Origin of the sequence: Pseudomonas sp. R19M, assembly GCF_050312585.1 — a bacterium.
In the GTDB taxonomy this organism is placed as follows: Bacteria; Pseudomonadota; Gammaproteobacteria; order Pseudomonadales; family Pseudomonadaceae; genus Aquipseudomonas; species Aquipseudomonas palleroniana.
This window is the reverse complement of sequence record NZ_JBNPJV010000050.1, coordinates 51,376-73,893: the sequence shown is the minus strand read 5'-3', so window position 1 is coordinate 73,893 and position 22,518 is coordinate 51,376. Positions and strand designations below refer to the sequence as shown.

Sequence of the window (22,518 nt, the reverse complement as noted above, 5' to 3'; positions counted from 1 at the left end):
ACATGCGCGAGCCCGGTTTATTGAAACCTGCTGTCCTGTGGCTGCTGCTGTTGGCACCGCTGTTTTTCAGCACCTACGGCTTCGCCACTTGGGTGACCAGCCAACGCAGCGACGTCGGCACGCTGGTGTTCGGCTGGGAAACCCACATGCCATTCTGGGCCTGGACCATCGTGCCGTACTGGTCGATCGACCTGCTTTACGGCTTTTCCCTGCTGCTTCCCAACAGTCGGCATGAGTTGAAACAGCACGCGCTGCGGCTGCTGTCCGCCCAGGTTATTGCGGTCAGTTGCTTCCTCATCTGGCCGCTGCGCTTCACCTTCGAGCGGCCGGAACTGCACGGCATATTCGGCTGGCTGTTCGCCGTGCTCGCCGGCTTCGACAAGCCGTTCAACCAGGCACCGTCACTGCATATCGCCTTGTTGGTGATCTTGTGGGTCATGTACCAACGCCATACCCGTGGCCTGTGGCGGTGGCTGGTGCACGGCTGGTTCGCCTTGATCGGCATTTCGGTGCTGACCACTTATCAACATCACTTTATCGACTTACCCACAGGCGCCCTGGCGGGATGGATATGTGTGTGGTTATGGCCGGTAGAGCATCCCAGCCCGCTGCTGAATGCACGACTGACCCACGACCCTCGGCGCTGGCGCCTGGGCGTGCGGTATGGCCTGGGCGCTGTGGTGCTGGTGATCCTGGCGTTTGTATTGGGCGGGGCGTGGTTGTGGCTGCTGTGGCCGGCGGTAGCCCTGGGTCTGGTCAAGGCGAATTACTTCGTCCTCGGCGCGCCGGGCTTTCAGAAACGTGCCGATGGCCGGCTGACCCCGGCGGCACGCTGGCTCTATGCGCCCTACCTGGCGGGCGCATGGATAAACTCACGCCTGTGGACACGCAAGCATCCACAACCTGACCTGATTGTGGATAACGTTTGGCTAGGGCGAATTCCCACAATCCAGGAGCAAGATTCATTCACGGCCATCGTCGATCTCTGCGCCGAATTGCCGATTAATCCACAGGGCCGCGCCTATCAATCCATCCCTGTGCTGGACCTGATCGCACCCACCCCGACCGAATGTCGGCAAGCCGCCCAAGCCATCGAGCAATTGCGCTTGAACGGCCCATTACTGGTGTGTTGTGCCCTCGGTTACTCGCGCAGCGCCACCGCCGTTGCCGCCTGGCTGCTGCACAGCCGGCGTGCTACTACGGTAGATGAGGCGCTGGCTATCATTCGTACAGCGCGGGCCGAAGTGGTCCTGCATCCCGCTCACCGTGAAGCTTTGGAGGGTCTACCCGATGCCCGCTGATATGGAACTCCAGGTAACTGCCAGCCTGCTACGTCGTGGGCGTTCCCTGGATCAGTTATCCACAGGCCTGACGGTGCTCGGCTTTTTGTTCGGCCTGGCGCAGCTGCTGATGGCCAGTATCTCGACCGTCTGCCTGTTGCTGGCCTTGTGGATGATTATCCTGGGGCTGCTGCAAAAGTACTGGGCACTGCGTGTGGCGTTTGACGCCGACCTGTTCGCCCTGCTCGCCCGCGATATCGCACGCACCCCGGACCTCGATCAGGCCCTGTTGACCCTGGGCCTGCAATCGGCCAAGCGCGTCGGCCGGCCCTGGACCGAACGCCGGCGTGGCGCGCTGAAATTGCTGCGCAAACAAGCCTGGTTGCTCGGCGCGCAAGCGCTGCTGACACTGGCCGTGATTCTCGCCAGCCCTTGGCTGCCTTTCGCCGGATAAGGAACGCCCATGTTCGAACCCGTAGTCGCCACGCTGATTACTTCGATGGCCCGCACCGTCACCGGTGCCCGCAGCCTGTGGCTCGGCTGCGCCCCGGTGCCGGTGCAGCGCATCTACTTCGCCAACCACAGCAGCCACGGCGATTTCGTACTGCTATGGGCCTCGTTGCCGCAGAACCTGCGCAAATTCACGCGCCCGGTGGCCGGCAGTGACTACTGGAACGCCAGTGCCTTGCGCCGCTACATTATCAACCGCGTGTTCAACGGCGTGCTGATCGACCGCGAGCGTAAAGACCCTGTGGATAACCCACTGCAACCCATGCTCACGGCCCTGGAAGGCGGCGACTCATTGATCATCTTCCCGGAAGGCACGCGTAATCTGGAAGACGGCCTGCTGCCGTTCAAGAGCGGTCTGTATCACTTGGCAAAAAGTTACCCACAGGCCGAACTGATCCCGGTGTGGATTGCCAACCTCAACCGGGTCATGCCCAAAGGCCGCGTACTGCCGCTGCCATTGCTGTGCACCACCAGCTTCGGCGCGCCGCTGCAACTGGAGGACGGCGAAGACAAGGCCGCCTTCCTCGCCCGCAGCCGCGACGCCCTGCTCGCCCTTGCCCCGGAGCACGTCTGACATGGATAGCCAAACCCTGATGTTATTCGGCGGCATCGGCGCGATCCTGGTGCTCGCCTCCCTGATCGGCCTGATCCTCAAGCTGCGCACGCGCGGTACGCCAAACGCGGTGATCGACAATCTCAACGCGCGCATCAATGCGTGGTGGGTGATGGTGGTCGTGATCGGCATCGCCTTCTGGCTCGGCACCGGCGCGGTGATCCTGCTGTTCTATGCCGTGTCGTTCTACGCCCTGCGCGAATTCCTGACCCTCACGCCGACTCGCCGCAGCGACTACCCGGCCCTGGTGGCCGCGTTCTACCTGGCGTTGCCGCTGCAATACCTGCTCATCTATTCGGATTGGTACGGGCTGTTCTCGATCTTCATTCCGGTGTACGTGTTCTTGCTGCTGCCGATCCTCGCTTCACTGGGGGGCGACAGCACACACTTCCTGGAGCGCGCCTCCAAGGTGCAATGGGGTTTGATGATCGCCGTGTTCTGCGTGTCCTTCGTACCGGCGCTGCTGACCCTCGACATCCCCGGCTACGAAGGTCGCAACCTGTTGCTGATCGCCTATCTGGTGATCGTGGTGCAGTTGTCGGATGTGCTGCAGTACGTGTGCGGCAAGCTGTTCGGCAAACACAAGATCGCGCCTAACCTGTCACCCTCGAAAACGGTGGAGGGGTTTGTCGGCGGGATCCTGCTCTCGTCCCTGATCGGCGCGGCATTGTGGTGGACCACCCCGTTCAGCCCCTGGCAGTCGTTCTTGATTGCGCTGCTGATCAATCTGCTCGGATTTGCCGGCGGCATCGTGATGTCGGCGATCAAGCGCGATCGAGGGGTGAAGGATTGGGGCCATATGATCGAAGGGCACGGAGGGATGCTGGATCGACTCGATTCAGTGTGCTTCGCAGCGCCGATTTTCTTTCATCTGGTGCGCTATTGGTGGACCTGATCCCCAGGCTCCAGAAGCCCAAAAATGAAGATCAAGCATGTGGGAGCAAGCCCGCTCCCACAGTAGAATTTTGTGATGTATTCACGTCATCTTTTATCTCAAAGACGCGTGTAAGATAGCCGCACTTTGCCAGGGATGCTCACCATGTTCGATTCGTTGAAAGCGATCAGCCGCCGTATTGCCGGTGCCTTATTGACCGTGGTGGGGGCCGTTTTCGGTCAATGGCATCCGCCGCGCTGGCTACGCGCCATTGGTCAAGGCCTGGCCAACCTGGGCGGCAAGGCTCGCGCTTATCCACGCCAATCCGGTGCAGCAGTTGTGGGTCTGGCGTTGTTGGCGGGTGCCGGTTTCTATGGCTGGCAGTGGTATTCACATCTGCCCAAACCCCATACCGTGGGTTACTCGCTGCACAAACCGAACCTGACCGATTACACCCAACCACAACCGGTTGTGGATAACTTGCAGGTGCGCTTCGCCGAGTCCGTCGCCCCACTGGCAGCAATTGGCAAGCCGGTGACCCATGGCATCACCTTGAAACCAAACGTAGCGGGTAGCTGGCGCTGGTCCGATGACCGTACGTTGCTGTTCGTGCCGGAAAAAGACTGGCCCATCGATGCTCACTACACCCTCGATATGGGCAAGAAAAACCTGCTGGCCGACGGCGTGCTGCTGGACCAATACAGCACTCAGTTCTCCACCCAACCGTTCCGCGCCACCCTGGCGCAAAACGAGCTGTATCAGGACCCGTCCAACCCGACACTGAAACAGCTGGTGGCGACTTTCCATTTTTCCCACCCGGTAGATGAAGAAAACCTGCGCAAGCGCGTGTCGATCACCCTCGGCAAAGGTTTGGCCTACCGCGACGCGCAGTTGCCCAACCGCCCGGAAATCACCTTCGACGAGAAGAAACTCAACGCCTACGTGCGCTCCGCTGCCTTGGCCACCCCGCTGGAAAGTACGCCGGTCAGCGCCAAGCTCGACGAGGGCATCAAGGCCCGCGACGGCGGCAACGCCAGCACGGCGCCGCTGGTGTCGGAAGTCACCGTACCCGGTCGCTACCGCCTGACCTTCACCGGCGCCGAAGTGAGTTTTGTCGACAACCAACGCGGCGAACCCGAACCGGTATTAATGTTCAGCAGCTCCAGCGCCGTGGCCGACGAAACCATCGCCGGTAAGGTCCAGGCTTGGCTGTTGCCGGAAAAAGCCCAGGACGATACGCGCCCCTATTCCGCCAACGACATCGACGACGCCCTGCTTGCCCGCAGCACCAAGGTCAACCTGACCCACGTGCCCAGCGTCGAACCCCTGAACACGCTTCACGCGTTCAAATTCAAGGCTCCGGCCGGTCGCGCACTGTATGTGCGCGTTCCTGCCAACCTGGAGGCCATCGGCGGCTATCTGGCGAAAAACCCTACGGCATCGCTGATCAGCATGCCGGCGTACCCTCGCACGTTGCAGTTCCTGTCTGACGGCGCGTTGCTCAGTCTCAACGGTGAAAAACGCCTGGGGTTCATGGCCCGTGGCGTACCCGGCGCCCATGTGGAAATCGCCCGCCTGCTGCCCAACCAGTTACAACACCTGGTGGATCAGAGCAGTGGCAGCTTCGCCCGGCCGAATTTCAGCAACGAATATTTTGATCGCATGGTCGAGCGCCAGGCATTGGAGATTCCCCTGTCATCCAATGACCCGGCGAAAACCGTCTACGACAATGTCGACCTCAGCCCCTACCTCACCGCCAATGGCGGCCGGCGCGGCATTTTCGTGCTCAAGCTCAGCCCGCAGGATGACCCGGCCACGCGCACGTTCGAATACGACCGCAGCAGTACCAGCGACCTGCGTTTCATCGTAGTGACGGATCTGGGCATCATCGCCAAACGCTCCAGCGACGGCAGCCACGATGTGTATGTGCAGTCCATCAGCAATGGTTCGCCGGTGGCAGATGTGCAAGTCGACATCATGGGTCGCAACGGCCTGCCGGTCGCCAGCGGTCATACCGACAGTGAAGGCCATGCGCATTTCGCCAAGCTGGATGAATTGCGTCGTGAGAAAACGCCGCTGATGTATGTGGTCACTCGCGGCAACGATCAGTCGTTCCTGCCGATTGCCCGTCAGTCCCAGCAGTTGGATTTATCGCGCTTCGATGTCGGCGGCTTGCAAGAAGACGGTGCGATTGATCGCCTCAGCGCCTACCTGTTCACTGATCGCGGGCTCTATCGCCCAGGCGAAACCGCGCACCTGGGCATGATCGTGCGCAGCGGCAATTGGAAAGGTGCTCTGCTGGGGCTGCCGGTGGAGCTGCAAATCACCGATCCCCGTGGTCTGGAAGTGATTCGCCAGCCGTTGAAGCTGTCCGCCAGCGGTTTTGAAAGTTTCGATTTCCCCAGCAGTGAAGTCGCCCCCGCCGGCGAATACACCGCGACCTTGCAGTTGATTGGCCAGAAGCAGACGCGCACCGATTTGGGCAGCGTGAGCTTCAAGGTCCGCGATTTCGAGCCCGACCGCATGAAGGTCAACCTGAGCTTGCACGACACCCCGGTACAGGGCTGGATCCCACCGGACCAGGTGGTGGCCAAGGTCACCGCCATGCACCTGTTCGGCGCCCCGGCAGTCGGCCGGCGGGTCACCGCGAAAATGTCCCTGAGCCCGACGCTCGCAGCATTTGACCGGTACCCTGACTACCGCTTCCGCCTCAATAACGGCCTGGAAGAAACCAACACCGAAGACCTGGCGGAAACCACCGTCGACGACAACGGCCAGGCCGTGCTCGACCTCAACCTGCAACGTTTCGCCAACAGCACCTATCGCTTGCAAGTGATGGCCCAGGTATTCGAAGCCGAAGGAGGCCGTAACGTCGCGGCGCAAAGCGCATTGCTGGTTTCGCCTGCGCCTTACCTGGTCGGTGTGAAAAGTCAGGACTCGCTGTCATACGTCGCCAAGGACACCCCGCGTGAAGTGCATTGGCTGGCCGTGGCGCCAGACCTGACGCCGCTGGCGGTAGACGGCCTGACCACTGAAGTGGTCGAACATCGCTATGTATCGGTACTGGTGAAACAGTCCAATGGCACCTACAAGTACGAGTCGCGCATCAAGAACATCAGCCAGCCGGCCTCCCCGCTGACGATGACGAAGGAAGGCGCCAAGCAGGCCCTGAACACCGGCACGCCGGGGGATTTCACCCTGCAGTTGAAAGACGCCAATGGCAACCTGCTCAACCAGATCGACTACAGCGTGGCCGGGCGTGGCAACACCTCACGTTCCCTGGAGCGCAACGCCGAACTGCAACTGCGCCTGGACAAGCGCAGCTATGCCACGGGTGATGAAATCGCCATCAGCCTGCGTGCGCCGTATACCGGTGCCGGTTTGATTACCATCGAGCGTGACAAGGTCTACACCCAGCAGTGGTTCAAGGCCGACAGCACCAACAGCGTGCAACATATCCGCGTGCCGGCCGGGCTTGAGGGCAATGCCTACGTCAACGTGCAGTTTGTGCGCGATATGGGTTCGGCTGAGGTGTACATGAGCCCGCTGTCCTACGGCGTGGTGCCGTTCAGCATCAACCTGGATGCGCGACGCATGGCGCTGAAGGTAGAAGGCCAGGAGAAGATCGAGCCGGGGCAGACCCTGGACATCAAGGTCACCGCCGACCGACCAGGCCGTGCGGTGGTGTACGCGGTGGACGAAGGCATCCTGCAAGTAGCGCGTTATCAGGCGCCGGACCCACTGGGCTTCTTCTTCCAGAAGCGTGCGCTGGAGGTCGGTACGAGCCAGATTCTTGACCTGATCCTGCCTGAATTCAGCCGCCTGCTCAGTGGGGCGGCGCCCGGTGGTGATACCGAAGGCGCGCTGGCCAACCACCTGAACCCGTTCAAGCGCAAACATCAACCGCCCGTGGCATGGTGGTCCGGCCTGGTGGACTTGCCGGCCGGTGAAACCGTGCTGCATTACCAGGTGCCGGACAGCTTCAACGGCAAACTGCACCTGTTCGCAGTGGCGGTGGACAGTGACAGTGTCGGTGTCAGCGAGGCCAACACCGAAGTGCGTGGCCCGATTGTGATCACGCCGAACGTGCCCGCCTTCGTGGCGCCGGGGGATGTATTCAACGTCAGCGCCGGGGTGTTCAGCAACCTCGACGCAGCGGCGGATGTGAAGTTTGAAGTGCAGACCAGCGACGGCCTGGCTGTGCAGGGCGGCAAAGGCAGCACCTTGTCGCTGCAACCACGCAAGGAAGGCACCGCCGAGTTCAAGATCAAGGTCGGCGAAACCCTCGGCTCTGCGGACCTGCGTTTTGTCGCGGTGTTGCCCAATGGCAAACATATCCAGGTCGCCGAAACCACGTCGATCCGCCCACTGAGTGAGCACCGTGTCGCCCTGAGCCTGGGCCGTTTCGACAGCGCCAGCAAAGAGCTCAAGCCGACCCGCGAACTGTTCAGCCAGTTGCGCGATGTACAACTGGGCGTGGCGGCATCGCCGCTGGTGTGGGCCAACGGGCTCAAGCATTACCTGGATGACTACGGCTACGCCTGCACCGAGCAACTGGTGTCCAAGGCCATGCCGGCGTTGATCTGGGGTGGCACCGCCCCCGAAGCCGAGCAAGCCTTCAGCGGCGCGGTTCGTATGCTGCGCCAGCGCCAGAATTCGGCCGGCGGCTTTGGTCTGTGGGCCGCCAACCCGGACGTGGCGCCGTACGCCAGCCTGTACGCCACCGATTTCCTGATCGAAGCCAGGGAGCGCGGGCTGCCCGTACCGGAAGATCTGTTGGTGCGTTCCAACGCTTACCTGACCGACCTGGCCAATGGTCCAAGCGAAGGTCTGTCGGAATTGCGCAACCGGGCCTACGCCAGTTACCTGCTCAGTCGGCAGGGGATCCTGGTAAGCGGCGCCCTGAGCGATATCCGCGAGCGCTACGAGAGCTACTTCAAGGACAGCTGGCAGAACGACCTGGGCGCAGCCTACCTGGCCGCCAGCTACAAGTTGCTCAAGCAGGATCGCCAGGCCGATACGCTGTTCCGTAAAATCCCGTGGCGCTCGCTTGTGGATAAGTGGGACAGCGACGGCCTGTATTACGACCCGCTGGTACACGATGCCGAACACCTGCACCTGCTGGCGCGGCATTTCCCCGAGTTGCTGGACGAGGTGCCGACAGCCTTGCTGGATAAGCTCGGCAAACGCCTCAACGAGCAGCGCTACAACTCGCTGTCGGCGGCACTGCTGTTGCGTGGGCTGGATAACTATGGCCAACGTGCGCAGAGCGACATGACCCTCAAGGCCACCGCCTGGCTGAGTGACAAGCAGCAGCAATTGCTGGAGATGGCCGGCCAGCCGCCCCGCGCTGCCGTGCCGCGCACCACGCAAAAGCTGGTGATGGAGAAAACCGACGGCCCGGCCGCGTTCTACATGCTCAGCGAGGCCGGCTTCGACAAGGGCGCCAAGCTCAAGCCGATCAACAATGGCCTGGAAATCATCCACGAATACCTCGATCTCAAAGGTGAGCCGGTGAGCAAGGTCGCCGTGGGCGATGAGTTCCTGGTGCGCCTGCGTCTGCGCGCCACTGACCGTGATCAGGTGCAACAAGTGGCCGTGGTCGACCTGCTGCCAGGTGGCGTCGAGCCTGTGTATAACCTGCCGCCGGAGCCGGAGCCCGCCAGCACCGAAGAAAGTGAAGGCGACGACGCCGAGTACGTGGAAACTGCAGACGGCGACGAAGCGGCGGATACCTGGCAAGCGCCGATCGGCGAAACCGAGCTGAGCAACTGGCAGCCCGACTACGTGGACGTGCGCGATGATCGAGTGGTGTTGTACGGCACCGCGCTGCGCGACGCTGGGACCTTCGTCTACCGTGTACGCGCCACCAACGCGGGTACCTTCAATACGCCACCGGCTTACGCCGAGGGCATGTACGAAACCACCCTGCAAGGGCGCGGCAAAGTAGGCCAGCTTGAAATTACCAAGCCTTAAACGCGTGACGCCGCTGCTGGCAACGGCGGCGTTATTGGTGGGAGGGCTGGCGGGGCTGCGGTTGTGGCCCCACGCCTCGCTGGAGCAAGCGGTTACGTCGTCACGGGTGGTATTGGCTGACGACGGTTCGCTGCTGCGCATGACCCTGGCGGATGACGGGCAATATCGCCTGTGGCTCCCACTGGAGCGCATGTCACCGTCACTGGTCGAAGCCTTGTTGCTCAAGGAGGACCGCAATTTCTACTGGCACCCGGGGATCAATCCCCCGGCGTTGCTGCGCGCGGCCATGGCCACCTACAGCGGCGGCCAGCGCCAGGGCGGTTCGACCTTGAGCATGCAACTGGCGCGACGCTTGTGGGATTTGAACACCCGCCAAGTGCCCGGCAAATTGCAGCAGATGGCCCTGGCCGTTTGGCTGGAAGCACGTTACAGCAAGCACGACATTCTTGAGGCCTACCTGAACCTGGCCCCTATGGGTGGCAATATCGAGGGCGCCGAAGCGGCCAGCCGTATCTACTTCGGCAAGTCGGCGACCCAGTTGTCGTTGTCCGAGGCCTTGGCGCTGGCGGTGATTCCACAACAGCCGGGGCGGCGCGCGCGCTTTGGGCCGTCATTGCAAAACGCGCGACTGCGGTTGATGGCCGACTGGCGCGAGACTTATCCACAAGACCCGCGCAACGACAGTCTGCTGGAGTTGCCCCTGGAAGCACGCAACCGCCAGCAGATCCCGTTTCTGGCGCCGCACCTGAGTGAACAATTGCTGGCGTCCCAAACCGGCAATGAGTTGAACACCACCCTCAGCCTGCCCTTGCAACAACTCCTGGAACGCCTGATCAGCGGCTTCATCGCCGAGCGGCGCAGCACCGGTGTGGAAAATGCCACGGCGATCCTGATCGACAGCCGCGACCAGAGTGTCAAGGCGCTGGTGGGCTCGGCCGATTACTTATCCACAGGCATTCATGGTCAGGTCAACGGCGTGTTGTCACGACGTTCGCCAGGGTCGACGCTCAAGCCGTTTCTGTATGGGCTGGCACTGGATCAAGGGGTGATTCATCCCATGAGCATCCTCAAGGACCTGCCCAGTAACTTCGGCTACTTCCAACCAGAAAATTTCGACGGCAGTTTTGTCGGCCCACTGACGGCACGCGATGCGTTGATCCGTAGTCGTAATATTCCCGCTGTTTGGCTGGCCAGCCAGCTCAAATCGCCTTCGCTGTACGGTTTGCTGCAACGAGCCGGGATCAAGGGCCTGCGCAACGAGAGCCACTACGGCTTGGCCTTGGCCCTCGGCGGCGGCGAAATGACGCCCGAAGAGCTGGCACGCCTGTATGTGATGCTCGCGGGTGACGGGCACCTGCGGCCGTTGCGCTATCTGCAGGAACAACCGCAAACCACCGGCGCACAATTGCTGACGCCTCAGGCGGCCTTCATGGTGCGCGACATGCTGCGCCATAACCCGCGCCCGGACGGCTTGCCGGGCCGCCATTGGCGCACCGCGTGGAAAACCGGCACGTCCTGGGGTTTTCACGATGCCTGGAGTGCCGGCCTGGTCGGCCCCTATGTGCTGGTGGTGTGGGTCGGTAACTTCGACGGTCGGCCGAACCCGGCGTTTATTGGTGCCAAGACCGCTGCGCCGCTGTTCTTCCGCATTGCCGACGCCCTGCCACTGGCCTTGCCCAACGTGGTGATCAAAGCCGACAAACCGCCCGCCGGGCTGGTGCGCATCGATGTGTGCGCAGCCTCCGGCGAACTGCCCAACCGCTGGTGCCCACAAACCCGCAAGACCTGGTACATCCCTGGCGTGTCACCGATTCGCGTCTCCAACCTGCACCGTCCGGTGCTGATCGACACCCGCACCGGCAAGGCGGCGTGCCCGCCGTTCGATCCGCAATACACGCGTGAAGAAGTCTTCGAGTTCTGGCCCAGCGACGTACAGCGCCTGTACCGCGCCGCCGGCCTGCCCCGACGCACACCGCCCAATGTGATGAAAAACTGCCAACCCAACCGCATCAGTGATTCAAGCGAAGCGCCGCAGATCCGCTCGCCGCTGACGCAGGTCAGTTATCAACTGCGCCTGTCCCAACCACAGGAAAGCATCCCACTGAACGCCAACGCAGCCAGCGATGCGGTGACGTTGTATTGGTTTGCCGACCAGACGTTGATTGGCCAGGGCTCACCGCAGACCACACTGAACTGGCGGCCGGGCAAGTCGGGAGAGTATCGGTTGCGGGTCAGTGATGATCAGGGACGCAGTGCGAGCCGGGGGTTGAGGGTGGAGTTTGTGCCGTGAACCGGCACCTCTGTTACCTGACTCAGTAAAACCGCCGGTGAAGATCCGGAAATATCATCTGTGCAAACCAGACGGGAAGCCCAGGATAGATCGAACGCGACTTTGCCGAAGGCGCTTCAACCACCCCCATATCAATCAACTTCTTAAGCTGATCACTCGCTACACGGTCATGCAAACCAGAGAAAATCTTAAAGTCCGCCCGAGCAATTTCGCCCTGAGTCAGCAAGATATGGATGGCCTTGGCCATTTCTTGTTTCACCCCGGACTCTACGAATACCCCTTCAAGCCCGATCACCCTCTCAAGTCTCTGGCGTAATGTTACAAGGTCCATCGCTTTCTCTACGTACTCCATCTGATCAATACAGACTTGCAACATGAACTCTACAAACTCGAACAACCCTCCTTGAGTCAACTGACCACGACCGTCGAGGTCCCCTCGACGAGGCTGATCAGCAGCGCGCAAGCGCCCATAATATTCTTCCTGTTTTCTCGCCAATCCTCGGGAAAGCGACCAAAGGGGTGATGCGAGCCCCAGACGCATCAGTTGCAAGTGCGTAATCATGCGCACCACTCGGCCATTCCCATCTTCAAATGGGTGAACAAACGCGAGACGATGGTGATAAGAAAGAGAGCTGAGAATGCGTGAAGTCAGGTCAGGTTGCCCGCCGTATACATGCTGTAGGCGCTTGAGCATTGGAGTGACTGACTCCCACGCAGGCGCAGCATGGTCCCCTACAAGAACATTACGTTTTGCTGTATCCCGCAATTGGCCGGGCGCGAGTAATCGACCGTCACTGAGTTGCAAGTGCTTATCGCCGGCACCTACAAAAAGCCGGCGATGTATCACAGACATAAATTCAGGGGCAAAGAAAACGCTCCAAGGCGCGTCAACTGCTTTTGGTCGTCGCACCACCCGCTCTAGCAACTCCTGAACGCCGATATGACTTTCCGCCAATTCGCGCAACTCTTTTGAGTCACGCCTCGGCACTCGCGCAGACAAGGTTACAGGCTCCGTATACTGGCCTTCGATCAGGTTGCTGTAATAGCTATTGGTGATTCGCATCAGCCCGCCGATACGCGTGGCGGTGTTTTCGGGGAGTAAGCCAGTGAGTTTTCCTGCACGGAACGACAGCGTCTCCGCCGTACGTAAAATCGACGCTGGGAAACCAGGAGATGGCCAGATAGGCTCCAACCAGTGATTTCCGGATATGAATTGCTGCGCCATTTTTCTCACCTTATTCCGATTTTTTTTCGGATCTATTTTCCCATAATCTCCAATAATAACGGGATGAATCGACATTTTTATACAACTATTTAGTAGAGAGTTTTCCGATTTATTTTCTGATTATTTAAACCTATGCAACAAGCTCCACATAGCTCGACTCCCCTCCCCCCGTCGCCCCCGATAACCAGCCCCATTTGAAATGCAGCGTGGTATATCCGGCGGCGTCCACACCGAGGGTGCCACGCGACCAACCGCACAGCAGCTCACCTTCCACGGTCAGGCACTGATACAGCAACTCGATAGTGTCCGGGCCGGTCACTCGCCCGACTTGCGTGCCCAGCCGAATCCGACCGCCCTGGTAGGTGCCGGAAATGGCCTCGCCCTCGACCTGGTAATGAAACACCGTATCCGCGCCGGATAGCCCGTGGGCATTATTGGCGACGGTGAATCGGCGGTTGTTCAAGCGCTGGTGAATCTGGGAAGGGGTTTGCATCGAAGTGGCATCCTTGCGCGGGAAGCCTGGAGACCCAGGGCGGGTCTCCAAGGTGCAGCGGGTTACTCCACAGTCACCGACTTCGCCAGGTTACGCGGCTGGTCCACGTCGGTGCCTTTGAGCACGGCCACGTAGTACGACAGCAACTGCAGCGGGATGGTGTAGAGGATCGGCGACAGGGTGTCGTGGATGTGCGGCATATTGATGACGTGGGTGCCTTCACCGTTGGCCATGCCGGCCTTCTCATCGGCGAACACGATCAGCTGGCCACCGCGAGCGCGTACTTCCTGCAGGTTGGATTTGAGCTTCTCCAGCAGTTCGTTGTTCGGCGCCACGGTGACGACTGGCATGTCGTCATCGACCAGGGCCAGCGGGCCGTGTTTCAACTCACCGGCCGGGTAGGCTTCAGCGTGAATATAGGAGATTTCCTTGAGTTTCAGCGAACCTTCCATCGCTACCGGGTACTGCGCGCCACGGCCGAGGAACAGGGTGTGGTTCTTGTCGGCGAACAGTTCGGCGACTTTTTCCACGGTGGCATCCATCGCCAGGGCTTCGCCCAGACGGGTTGGCAGGCGGCGCAGTTCTTCAACCAGGGTCGCTTCAAGACCTTCAGCGAGCGTACCGCGCACCTGGCCCAGGGACAGGGTCAGCAGCAGCAGGGAAACCAACTGGGTGGTGAAGGCTTTGGTGGAGGCTACGCCGATTTCACGACCCGCCTGGGTCAACAGGGTCAGGTCGGATTCACGCACCAGGGAGCTGATGCTGACGTTGCAGATCGCCAGGCTGCCGAGGAAGCCCAGCTCCTTGGCGTTACGCAGTGCAGCCAGCGTGTCGGCGGTTTCGCCGGACTGGGAGATGGTCACGAACAGGGTGTCAGGCTGCACCACCACCTTGCGGTAGCGGAACTCACTGGCCACTTCGACCTGGCACGGGATGCCGGCCAGTTCTTCCAGCCAGTAACGGGCGACCATACCGGCGTGGTAGCTGGTGCCGCAGGCGACGATCTGTACATTGCGCACTTTGGCGAACAGTTCGGCGGCCTGCGGGCCGAATGCATTGACCAGCACTTGGTTCTGGCTCAGACGACCTTCCAGGGTACGTTGCACCACGGACGGTTGCTCGTGGATTTCCTTGAGCATGAAGTGGCGGAATTCACCCTTGTCAGCCGCTTCGGCGCCATCACGGTATTGCACGGCCTCGCGCTCGACAGATTGGCCGTTGATATCCCAGATCTGCACGCTTTCACGGCGAATATCAGCGATATCGCCTTCTTCCAGGTACATGAAGCGGTCAGTGACCTGGCGCAGTGCCAGTTGGTCAGACGCCAGAAAGTTCTCACCCAGGCCCAGGCCGATCACCAGCGGACTGCCACTACGGGCGGCAACCACACGGTCGGGCTGGCTGGCGCTGATCACGGCCAAGCCATAGGCACCGTGCAGTTCCTTGACCGTGGCCTTGAGGGCATTGGTCAGGTCGCTGTGGTCCTTGAGTTTGTGGTTCAGCAAGTGCGCGATGACTTCGGTGTCGGTGTCCGAAGTGAACACATACCCCAGGCCTTTGAGCTGTTCGCGCAGCACTTCGTGGTTTTCGATGATGCCGTTGTGCACCACAGCCAGGTCACCGGAGAAATGCGGGTGAGCATTGCGCTCACACGGCGCGCCATGAGTCGCCCAGCGGGTGTGGGCGATGCCCAGGCGACCTACCAGCGGCTCGCCGGCCAATGCCTGGTCCAACTCACTGACCTTACCTGGGCGACGCATGCGCTCAAGCTTGCCCGCGTTGGTGAAAACCGCCACGCCGGCACTGTCATAGCCGCGATATTCGAGACGCTTGAGGCCTTCGATCAGGATGGCCGTAATACTACGTTCAGCGACTGCGCCAACAATTCCACACATGGTGTTTCTCCTAGATGACTGCCGCGCATATCAGCGTAATGCCGCGGGCTTGGATCTGGTCGCGGGCCTCAGGCGGCAGGCGATCATCGGTAATTAAGGTATGGACGCTGCTCCAGGGCAGTTCCAGGTTGGGAATCTTGCGGCCGATCTTGTCGGACTCGACCATCACCACCACTTCACGAGCGACTTCGGCCATTACGCGGCTCAAGCCGAGCAATTCGTTGAAAGTGGTGGTGCCACGTTCCAGATCGATGCCGTCGGCACCGATGAACAACTGGTCAAAGTCGTAGGAACGCAGCACTTGCTCGGCGACCTGGCCTTGGAACGAGTCCGAATGCGGATCCCAGGTGCCACCGGTCATCAACAGCACCGGCTCATGTTCCAGCTCACTCAACGCACGGGCCACGTGGAGGGAGTTGGTCATCACTACCAGGCCGGGTTGATGACCCAGTTCGGGAATCATCGCGGCGGTCGTACTGCCGCTGTCGATGATGATGCGTGCGTGTTCACGCAAACGCATCACGGCCGCACGGGCAATCGCGCGCTTGTAGGTCGAGATGGGCTGAGCGGCGTCGCCGACCAGTTCCTGCGGCATGGTGATAGCGCCACCGTAACGGCGCAGCAGCAGGCCGTTGCTCTCAAGGGCAGCCAGGTCCTTGCGGATAGTCACTTCCGACGTTTCGAAATGCTTGGCCAATACGTCCACGCTGACTTCTCCCTGCTCATTGAGCAAGGTCAGGATGTTGTGGCGTCGTTGGGGGGTATTTCGTTTCGACATGGTGACGATAAGTTTCGTTTCGAAAGATAACGAACGCAATCAAAACCTATTACCGAAAGATCGTCAAGTAACATTTCTTGAAATGTGGGAGGGGGCTTGCTCCCGATAGCGATAGATCAGTCAACTCAGGCATCGACTGAAAACCGCCATCGGGAGCAAGCCCCCTCCCACACTGGAGTCTTGTTGCTGCGGAGAGTGTGGATAACTCAGCTCTTTTTGATCTTGACCGGGCGTTTCCAGCCGTCGATGTTGCGCTGGCGAGCACGGGCTACGCCGAGCTGCAAGTTATCCACATCCTGGTTGATGGTGGAACCTGCAGCTGTGGTCGCGCCATTACCAACTTTCACCGGGGCGACCAGTGAATTGTTAGAGCCGATAAACACATCTTCACCCAATACAGTCTGGTGCTTGTTGGCGCCGTCATAATTGCAGGTGATGGTGCCAGCGCCGATGTTGGTGCGTGCACCGATAACCGCATCACCCAAGTAGGTCAGGTGACCAGCCTTGGCGCCTTGGCCCAGGTGGGCGTTCTTCAGTTCAACAAAGTTACCCACATGGGCTTTGGCTTCAAGCACGCTACCCGGACGCAAGCGCGCAAACGGGCCTGCATCACTGCCCTCGCCCATCACCGCGCCATCGAGGTGGCTGTTAGCCTTGACCACCACACCTTTGCGCAGGGTACTGTCCTTGATCACGCAGTTCGGGCCAATCACCACGTCGTCCTCGATCACGACGCGACCTTCCAGAATCACGTTGATGTCGATGAGGACGTCTCGGCCCACGGTGACTTCACCGCGCACGTCGAATCGCGCCGGGTCGCGCAAGGTCACGCCTTGGGCCATCAGGCGGCGACCTTCGCGCAGTTGGTAGTGACGTTCCAGTTCGGCCAGTTGCTTGCGGTCGTTGGCGCCCTGCACTTCCATCGGGTCGTGAGGTTGCTCGGTAGCGACCAGCAAGCCATCGCTGACGGCCATTTCAATCACGTCGGTGAGGTAATACTCGCCCTGAGCATTGTTGTTGGACAGACGGCTCATCCAGTCAGCAAGCTTACTGGCCGGGACCGCCAGAATGCCGGTGTTGCCTTCGGTGATAGCACGCTGGGCTTCGGTGGCGTCTTTGTGCTCGACAATGGCCGCAACCTTGCCGTCGGCGTCCCGCACAATGCGCCCGTAGCCGGTAGGGTCGTCCAACTCCACGGTGAGCAGGCCCATCTGGCCGGGTACTACGTGTTTGAGCAGGCGTTGCAGGGTTTCCACTTCGATCAGCGGCACATCGCCATAGAGGATCAGCACCGTGTCGGCACTGATGAACGGCACGGCTTGTGCCGTGGCGTGGCCAGTACCCAGTTGCTTGTCTTGCAATACGAAATTCAAGTCATCCGCGGCGAGACGTTCACGTACCACATCGGCACCGTGCCCGATCACTACGTGAATCCGCTGCGGGTCCAACTGCCGAGCGCTGTGGATAACATGGCCGAGCATGGAGTTCCCCGCGACCGGGTGCAGCACCTTGGGCAGGGCCGAACGCATGCGAGTGCCCTGGCCTGCGGCGAGAATGACGATTTCAAGAGACATGAATGGCTACCAATCCTGGGCGGTCCGAGTTCAGACCAAAGAAGTGTTTTACAAAAAAAGAAAAAGGGTAGCCGAGGCTACCCTTTTTAATCAATCGCGCATGAAGCATGACGGCATGGCCGTTTACTTCTTGCGGATCTGCTGGAGCGTGCGCAGCTGAGCTGCAGCCTCGGCCAGACGTACAGCAGCAGCGCTGTAGTCGAAGTCCGCACCCTTTTCGTTCAGGGCCTTCTCGGCAGCCTTGACGGCTTCCTGAGCGGAGGCTTCATCCAGGTCGCCAGCACGTTGCACAGTGTCGGCAAGTACCTTGACCATGTTCGGCTGAACCTCGAGGAAACCACCAGAGATGTAAAACACCTCTTTTTCCCCGCCTTGCTTGGTCAGAGTGATCGGACCTGGCTTCAAGCTGGTGATCAACGGCGCGTGACCCATGGCAATACCAAGGTCACCGAGTTCGCCGTGTGCAATCACCATCTCTACCAGACCGGAGAAGATTTCCCCTTCCGCGCTGACGATATCGCAATGGACTGTCATAGCCATCTGATTGCCTCAACCTGATGAGCGCCCGTTTCCGGGCGCCTGGATTACAGTTTCTTGGCTTTCTCGATCGCTTCTTCGATGCCGCCGACCATGTAGAACGCTTGTTCTGGCAGGTGGTCGTAGTCACCGTTGAGGATGCCTTTGAAGCCAGCAATGGTGTCTTTCAGGGAAACGTATTTACCCGAAGCACCGGTGAAGACTTCAGCCACGAAGAACGGCTGCGACAAGAAACGCTGGATCTTACGAGCACGGTTTACCAACTGCTTGTCGGCTTCCGACAGCTCGTCCATACCCAGGATCGCAATGATGTCCTTCAGTTCTTTGTAACGCTGCAGCACGTACTGAACGCCGCGAGCGGTGTCGTAGTGCTCCTGGCCGATCACGTTCGGGTCCAGCTGGCGCGAAGTCGAGTCGAGTGGATCGACCGCTGGGTAGATACCCAGGGAAGCGATGTCACGGGACAGAACGACGGTGGCGTCCAAGTGGGCGAAGGTGGTCGCAGGCGACGGGTCGGTCAAGTCATCCGCAGGTACGTATACCGCTTGGATCGAGGTGATCGAACCTTCCTTGGTCGAAGTGATACGTTCTTGCAGAACGCCCATCTCTTCAGCCAGGGTCGGCTGGTAACCTACTGCCGAAGGCATACGGCCCAGCAGTGCGGATACTTCAGTACCGGCCAGGGTGTAACGGTAGATGTTGTCGACGAACAACAGTACGTCGTTACCTTCGTCACGGAACTTCTCGGCCATGGTCAGGCCAGTCAGTGCTACGCGCAGACGGTTTCCCGGCGGCTCGTTCATCTGACCGTAAACCAGTGCCACTTTGTCCAGAACGTTGGAGTCCTTCATCTCGTGGTAGAAGTCGTTACCCTCACGAGTACGCTCACCCACACCCGCGAACACGGAATAACCGCTGTGCTCGATGGCGATGTTACGGATCAGTTCCATCATGTTTACGGTCTTGCCTACACCGGCACCACCGAACAGACCGACTTTACCGCCTTTGGCGAACGGGCAAACCAGGTCGATAACCTTGATGCCGGTTTCCAGCAGATCGTTGCCGCCAGCTTGCTCGGCGAACGAAGGTGCTGGACGGTGAATGCCCCAGCGCTCTTCGGTGTCGATCGGGCCAGCTTCGTCAATCGGGTTGCCCAGTACGTCCATGATCCGGCCCAGGGTCGCTTTACCGACCGGTACGGAGATGGCTGCGCCAGAGTCGACAACGTCCAGACCGCGCTTCAAGCCTTCGGTGGAACCCATCGCAATGGTACGAACTACGCCGTCGCCCAGCTGCTGCTGAACTTCCAGAGTAGTGTCCGCGCCTTGTACTTTCAGCGCGTTGTAGATGCTCGGTACGTTGTCGCGTGGAAATTCCACGTCGATAACGGCGCCGATGATTTGAACGATACGTCCGCTACTCATAGCTGGATCCTCTGAATATTTGAACCGTTAAACCGCGGCAGCGCCGCCGACGATTTCCGAGATCTCTTGGGTGATCGCAGCCTGACGCGCCTTGTTGTAGATCAGCTGCAAATCGCTGATCAGATCACCGGCGTTATCGGTAGCGTTTTTCATCGCGATCATCCGCGCCGCTTGTTCAGCTGCGTTGTTCTCGACCACCGCCTGGTACACCTGCGACTCCACGTAGCGCACCATCAAGCCGTCAAGCAGCTCTTTGGCGTCTGGTTCGTAGAGGTAGTCCCAGTGGTGCTTGAGTTCCTGATCCGGAGTCGCCACCAGTGGAATCAATTGCTCCACGGTTGGCTGCTGGGTCATGGTGTTGATGAACTTGTTGGATACCACGGAGAGACGGTCAATCCGGCCTTCCAGGTATGCATCCAGCATCACCTTCACACTGCCGATCAAATCATTGATCGACGGCTCTTCACCCAGGTGGCTGATAGCTGCAACGACGTTACCGCCGAAGTTACGGAAAAAGGCCGCACCCTTGCTACCAACAACACACAGATCGATCTCGACGCCCTTTTCGCGGTTTACCGCCATGTCCTTGACCAGGGCCTTGAACAGGTTGGTATTCAAACCACCGCATAAACCACGGTCACTGCTCACAACCACATAACCAACGCGCTTGACTTCGCGGTCGATCATGAACGGGTGGCGGTATTCCGGGTTGGCGTTGGCCAGATGCCCAATTACCTGGCGGATACGCTCCGCATAAGGACGGCTAGCAGCCATGCGCATTTGTGCCTTGCGCATTTTGCTGACCGCCACTTTTTCCATGGCGCTGGTAATTTTTTGCGTGCTTTTGATGCTCGCAATCTTACTGCGAATCTCTTTTGCGCCTGCCATGTAACACCTATCAGGTTAGCAAGCGGGAGCCTTGCGGCTCCCGCTGCGGCTTACCAGGTTTGGGTGGCCTTGAACTTCTCGATACCGGCTTTCAGGCCAGCGTCGATTTCGTCATTGAAGTCACCCTTCACGTTGATCTTGGCCAACAAGTCGGCGTGATCGCGGTTGAAGTAAGCAATCAGCGCTTGTTCAAAGCTGCCGACCTTGGCGATTTCGACGTCAGTCAGGAACCCACGCTCAGCGGCATACAGCGACAACGCCATGTCAGCGATCGACATAGGGGCGTATTGCTTCTGCTTCATCAGCTCGGTAACGCGCTGACCATGCTCAAGTTGCTTACGGGTCGCTTCGTCCAGGTCAGAAGCGAACTGGGCGAATGCCGCCAGTTCACGGTACTGAGCCAGAGCGGTACGGATACCACCGGAGAGCTTCTTGATGATCTTGGTCTGAGCGGCACCACCCACACGGGATACCGAAACACCGGCGTTCACAGCAGGACGGATGCCTGAGTTGAACATGGCCGATTCCAGGAAGATCTGACCGTCGGTGATGGAAATCACGTTGGTCGGAACGAACGCGGAAACGTCGCCAGCCTGGGTTTCGATGATCGGCAGAGCGGTCAGGGAACCGGTTTTGCCGGTCACTGCGCCGTTGGTGAACTTCTCTACGTACTCTTCCGAAACGCGGGATGCGCGCTCCAGCAGACGGGAGTGGAGATAGAACACGTCGCCTGGGTAAGCTTCACGGCCTGGTGGACGGCGCAGCAGCAGGGAAATCTGGCGGTAAGCCACTGCTTGCTTGGACAGATCGTCATAAACGATCAGCGCGTCTTCACCGCGGTCGCGGAAGAATTCACCCATGGTGCAACCGGCGTACGGTGCCAGGTATTGCAGCGCAGGAGATTCCGAAGCACTTGCAGCCACGATGATCGTGTTTTTCAGTGCACCGTTTTCTTCCAGCTTGCGAACCACGTTGGCGATGGTCGATTGCTTCTGACCAATGGCTACGTAGACGCAAAAAATGCCGCTGTCTTTCTGGTTGATGATCGCGTCGATGGCCAGAGCGGTTTTACCGATCTGACGGTCGCCGATGATCAGCTCACGCTGGCCACGGCCGACAGGGATCATGGCATCGACAGCCTTGTAGCCAGTCTGTACAGGCTGGTCTACCGACTTACGCCAGATCACGCCTGGAGCAACTTTCTCGACCGCGTCGGTCTCGGTGTTGCCCAGTGGACCTTTGCCGTCAACAGGGTTACCCAGTGCGTCGACTACGCGACCCAGCAGTTCCTTACCAACCGGAACCTCCAGGATGCGGCCTGTGCACTTGGCGCTCATGCCTTCAGCCAGAGACTGGTATGCGCCCAGGATAACGGCACCTACGGAGTCCTGCTCCAGGTTGAGGGCCATACCGTAGACGCCGCCCGGAAACTCGATCATCTCGCCGGACATGACGTCGGCCAGACCGTGAATCCGCACGATACCGTCAGATACGCTGACGACAGTGCCTTCGTTACGGGCTTGGGAGGTCACATCGAGTTTGTCGATGCGGCCCTTGATAATTTCACTTATTTCGGAAGGATTGAGTTGCTGCATTGCTCTGCTGCCCCTTCAAACTCAAGATTTCAATGCTTCGGCAAGTTTCGCGATTTTGCCGCGAATCGAGCCATCGATAACCAGGTCGCCGGCACGGATAACAACACCACCAATCAGTGATGCGTCCTCCGAAGCTTGCAGGCGCACTTCCCGATTGAGTCGTGCACTGAGAACCTTGGCGAGTTTGTCTTGCTGTTCTTGGTTCAATGCAAAAGCACTGGTCACTTCAACGTCTACCGACTTCTCTTCTTCGGCCTTGTACAGGTCGAACAGAGCGGCAATCTCCGGCAAAAGCAGGAGACGGTCGTTTTCGGCAACGACGTGGATGAAGTTCTGCACTTTCACATCAAACTTGTCGCCGCACACTTCAATAAAAGTGGCGGCCTTGTCTGCGCTCGTCAGGCGCGGGGCCTTGAGCACGCGCTGCATGGTGTCGTCTTGCGACACTGCTGCAGCCAGGCCGAGCATGGCTGACCAAGAGGCCAGCTGCTGGTGGGCCTGGGCGTGCTCGAAGGCTGCCTTGGCGTAAGGTCGGGCCAACGTGGTCAGTTCTGCCATGATCGCCC

Annotated in this window: 16 protein-coding genes; 6 read left to right on the top strand and 10 right to left on the bottom strand. The window is 59.7% G+C overall.

Going from position 1 to position 22,518, the window contains the following annotated elements:
* The first annotated feature begins 2 nt into the window (after window positions 1-2).
* The 6 genes from ACQRBT_RS09340 to pbpC all read left to right on the top strand — a co-directional run bounded on the left by ACQRBT_RS09340 (window position 3) and on the right by pbpC (window position 11,543).
* Window positions 3-1,301, top strand: coding sequence for a phosphatase PAP2/dual specificity phosphatase family protein (locus ACQRBT_RS09340; protein WP_412046245.1), 1,299 nt, complete (start codon window positions 3-5; stop codon window positions 1,299-1,301).
* Entirely contained in the window at window positions 1,291-1,734 is a 444-nt protein-coding gene (locus ACQRBT_RS09335) for a hypothetical protein (RefSeq protein WP_411984880.1), read from the top strand. The genes ACQRBT_RS09340 and ACQRBT_RS09335 overlap by 11 nt, the downstream gene beginning before the upstream one ends.
* A gap of 9 nt (window positions 1,735-1,743) precedes the next feature.
* On the top strand, window positions 1,744-2,364 hold the full coding sequence (locus tag ACQRBT_RS09330; protein WP_060756586.1) for a lysophospholipid acyltransferase family protein: 621 nt from the start codon (window positions 1,744-1,746) through the stop codon (window positions 2,362-2,364).
* Window position 2,365: 1 nt separating this feature from the next.
* The gene (locus tag ACQRBT_RS09325) at window positions 2,366-3,298 is read left to right on the top strand and encodes a phosphatidate cytidylyltransferase (RefSeq protein WP_060756585.1); all 933 of its coding nucleotides are present in this window, start codon (window positions 2,366-2,368) and stop codon (window positions 3,296-3,298) included.
* 144 nt (window positions 3,299-3,442) lie between these two features.
* Window positions 3,443-9,253: an alpha-2-macroglobulin gene (locus ACQRBT_RS09320; RefSeq protein WP_412046246.1), complete on the top strand. Its 5,811-nt coding sequence runs from the start codon at window positions 3,443-3,445 to the stop codon at window positions 9,251-9,253.
* Window positions 9,234-11,543, top strand: a complete 2,310-nt coding sequence (pbpC, locus tag ACQRBT_RS09315) for a penicillin-binding protein 1C (protein ID WP_412046247.1) — start codon at window positions 9,234-9,236, stop codon at window positions 11,541-11,543. Before ACQRBT_RS09320 ends, pbpC begins: the two co-directional genes overlap by 20 nt.
* Before the next feature lie 22 nt (window positions 11,544-11,565).
* Here the strand turns inward: pbpC and ACQRBT_RS09310 are convergent, their stop codons facing one another.
* From ACQRBT_RS09310 to ACQRBT_RS09265, 10 genes are all read right to left on the bottom strand, one after another.
* On the bottom strand, window positions 11,566-12,843 hold the full coding sequence (locus ACQRBT_RS09310; RefSeq protein ID WP_412046248.1) for a Fic family protein: 1,278 nt from the start codon (window positions 12,841-12,843) through the stop codon (window positions 11,566-11,568).
* A 55-nt stretch (window positions 12,844-12,898) separates the two neighbouring features.
* A complete protein-coding gene (locus ACQRBT_RS09305) occupies window positions 12,899-13,261 on the bottom strand; it encodes a hypothetical protein (protein WP_104995072.1) in 363 nt (120 codons plus the stop codon).
* A 62-nt stretch (window positions 13,262-13,323) separates the two neighbouring features.
* Entirely contained in the window at window positions 13,324-15,156 is a 1,833-nt protein-coding gene (glmS, locus tag ACQRBT_RS09300; protein WP_090367819.1) for a glutamine--fructose-6-phosphate transaminase (isomerizing), read from the bottom strand.
* 10 nt (window positions 15,157-15,166) lie between these two features.
* Entirely contained in the window at window positions 15,167-15,934 is a 768-nt protein-coding gene (locus tag ACQRBT_RS09295; protein WP_090367817.1) for a DeoR/GlpR family DNA-binding transcription regulator, read from the bottom strand.
* Window positions 15,935-16,140: 206 nt separating this feature from the next.
* Entirely contained in the window at window positions 16,141-17,508 is a 1,368-nt protein-coding gene (gene glmU, locus ACQRBT_RS09290) for a bifunctional UDP-N-acetylglucosamine diphosphorylase/glucosamine-1-phosphate N-acetyltransferase GlmU (protein WP_104995073.1), read from the bottom strand.
* A 123-nt stretch (window positions 17,509-17,631) separates the two neighbouring features.
* Window positions 17,632-18,048, bottom strand: a complete 417-nt coding sequence (locus tag ACQRBT_RS09285) for a F0F1 ATP synthase subunit epsilon (RefSeq protein ID WP_003177061.1) — start codon at window positions 18,046-18,048, stop codon at window positions 17,632-17,634.
* A gap of 44 nt (window positions 18,049-18,092) precedes the next feature.
* Window positions 18,093-19,469: a F0F1 ATP synthase subunit beta gene (gene atpD / locus ACQRBT_RS09280; protein WP_060756579.1), complete on the bottom strand. Its 1,377-nt coding sequence runs from the start codon at window positions 19,467-19,469 to the stop codon at window positions 18,093-18,095.
* Window positions 19,470-19,496: 27 nt separating this feature from the next.
* Window positions 19,497-20,357 carry a F0F1 ATP synthase subunit gamma gene (gene atpG, locus ACQRBT_RS09275; protein ID WP_010207685.1) on the bottom strand — a complete coding sequence of 287 codons (861 nt, stop codon included), beginning with the start codon at window positions 20,355-20,357 and terminating at the stop codon, window positions 19,497-19,499.
* Window positions 20,358-20,407: 50 nt separating this feature from the next.
* Window positions 20,408-21,952, bottom strand: coding sequence for a F0F1 ATP synthase subunit alpha (gene atpA / locus ACQRBT_RS09270; protein ID WP_060756578.1), 1,545 nt, complete (start codon window positions 21,950-21,952; stop codon window positions 20,408-20,410).
* A gap of 21 nt (window positions 21,953-21,973) precedes the next feature.
* Window positions 21,974-22,510, bottom strand: coding sequence for a F0F1 ATP synthase subunit delta (locus tag ACQRBT_RS09265; RefSeq protein WP_060756577.1), 537 nt, complete (start codon window positions 22,508-22,510; stop codon window positions 21,974-21,976).
* Window positions 22,511-22,518 lie beyond the last annotated feature (8 nt).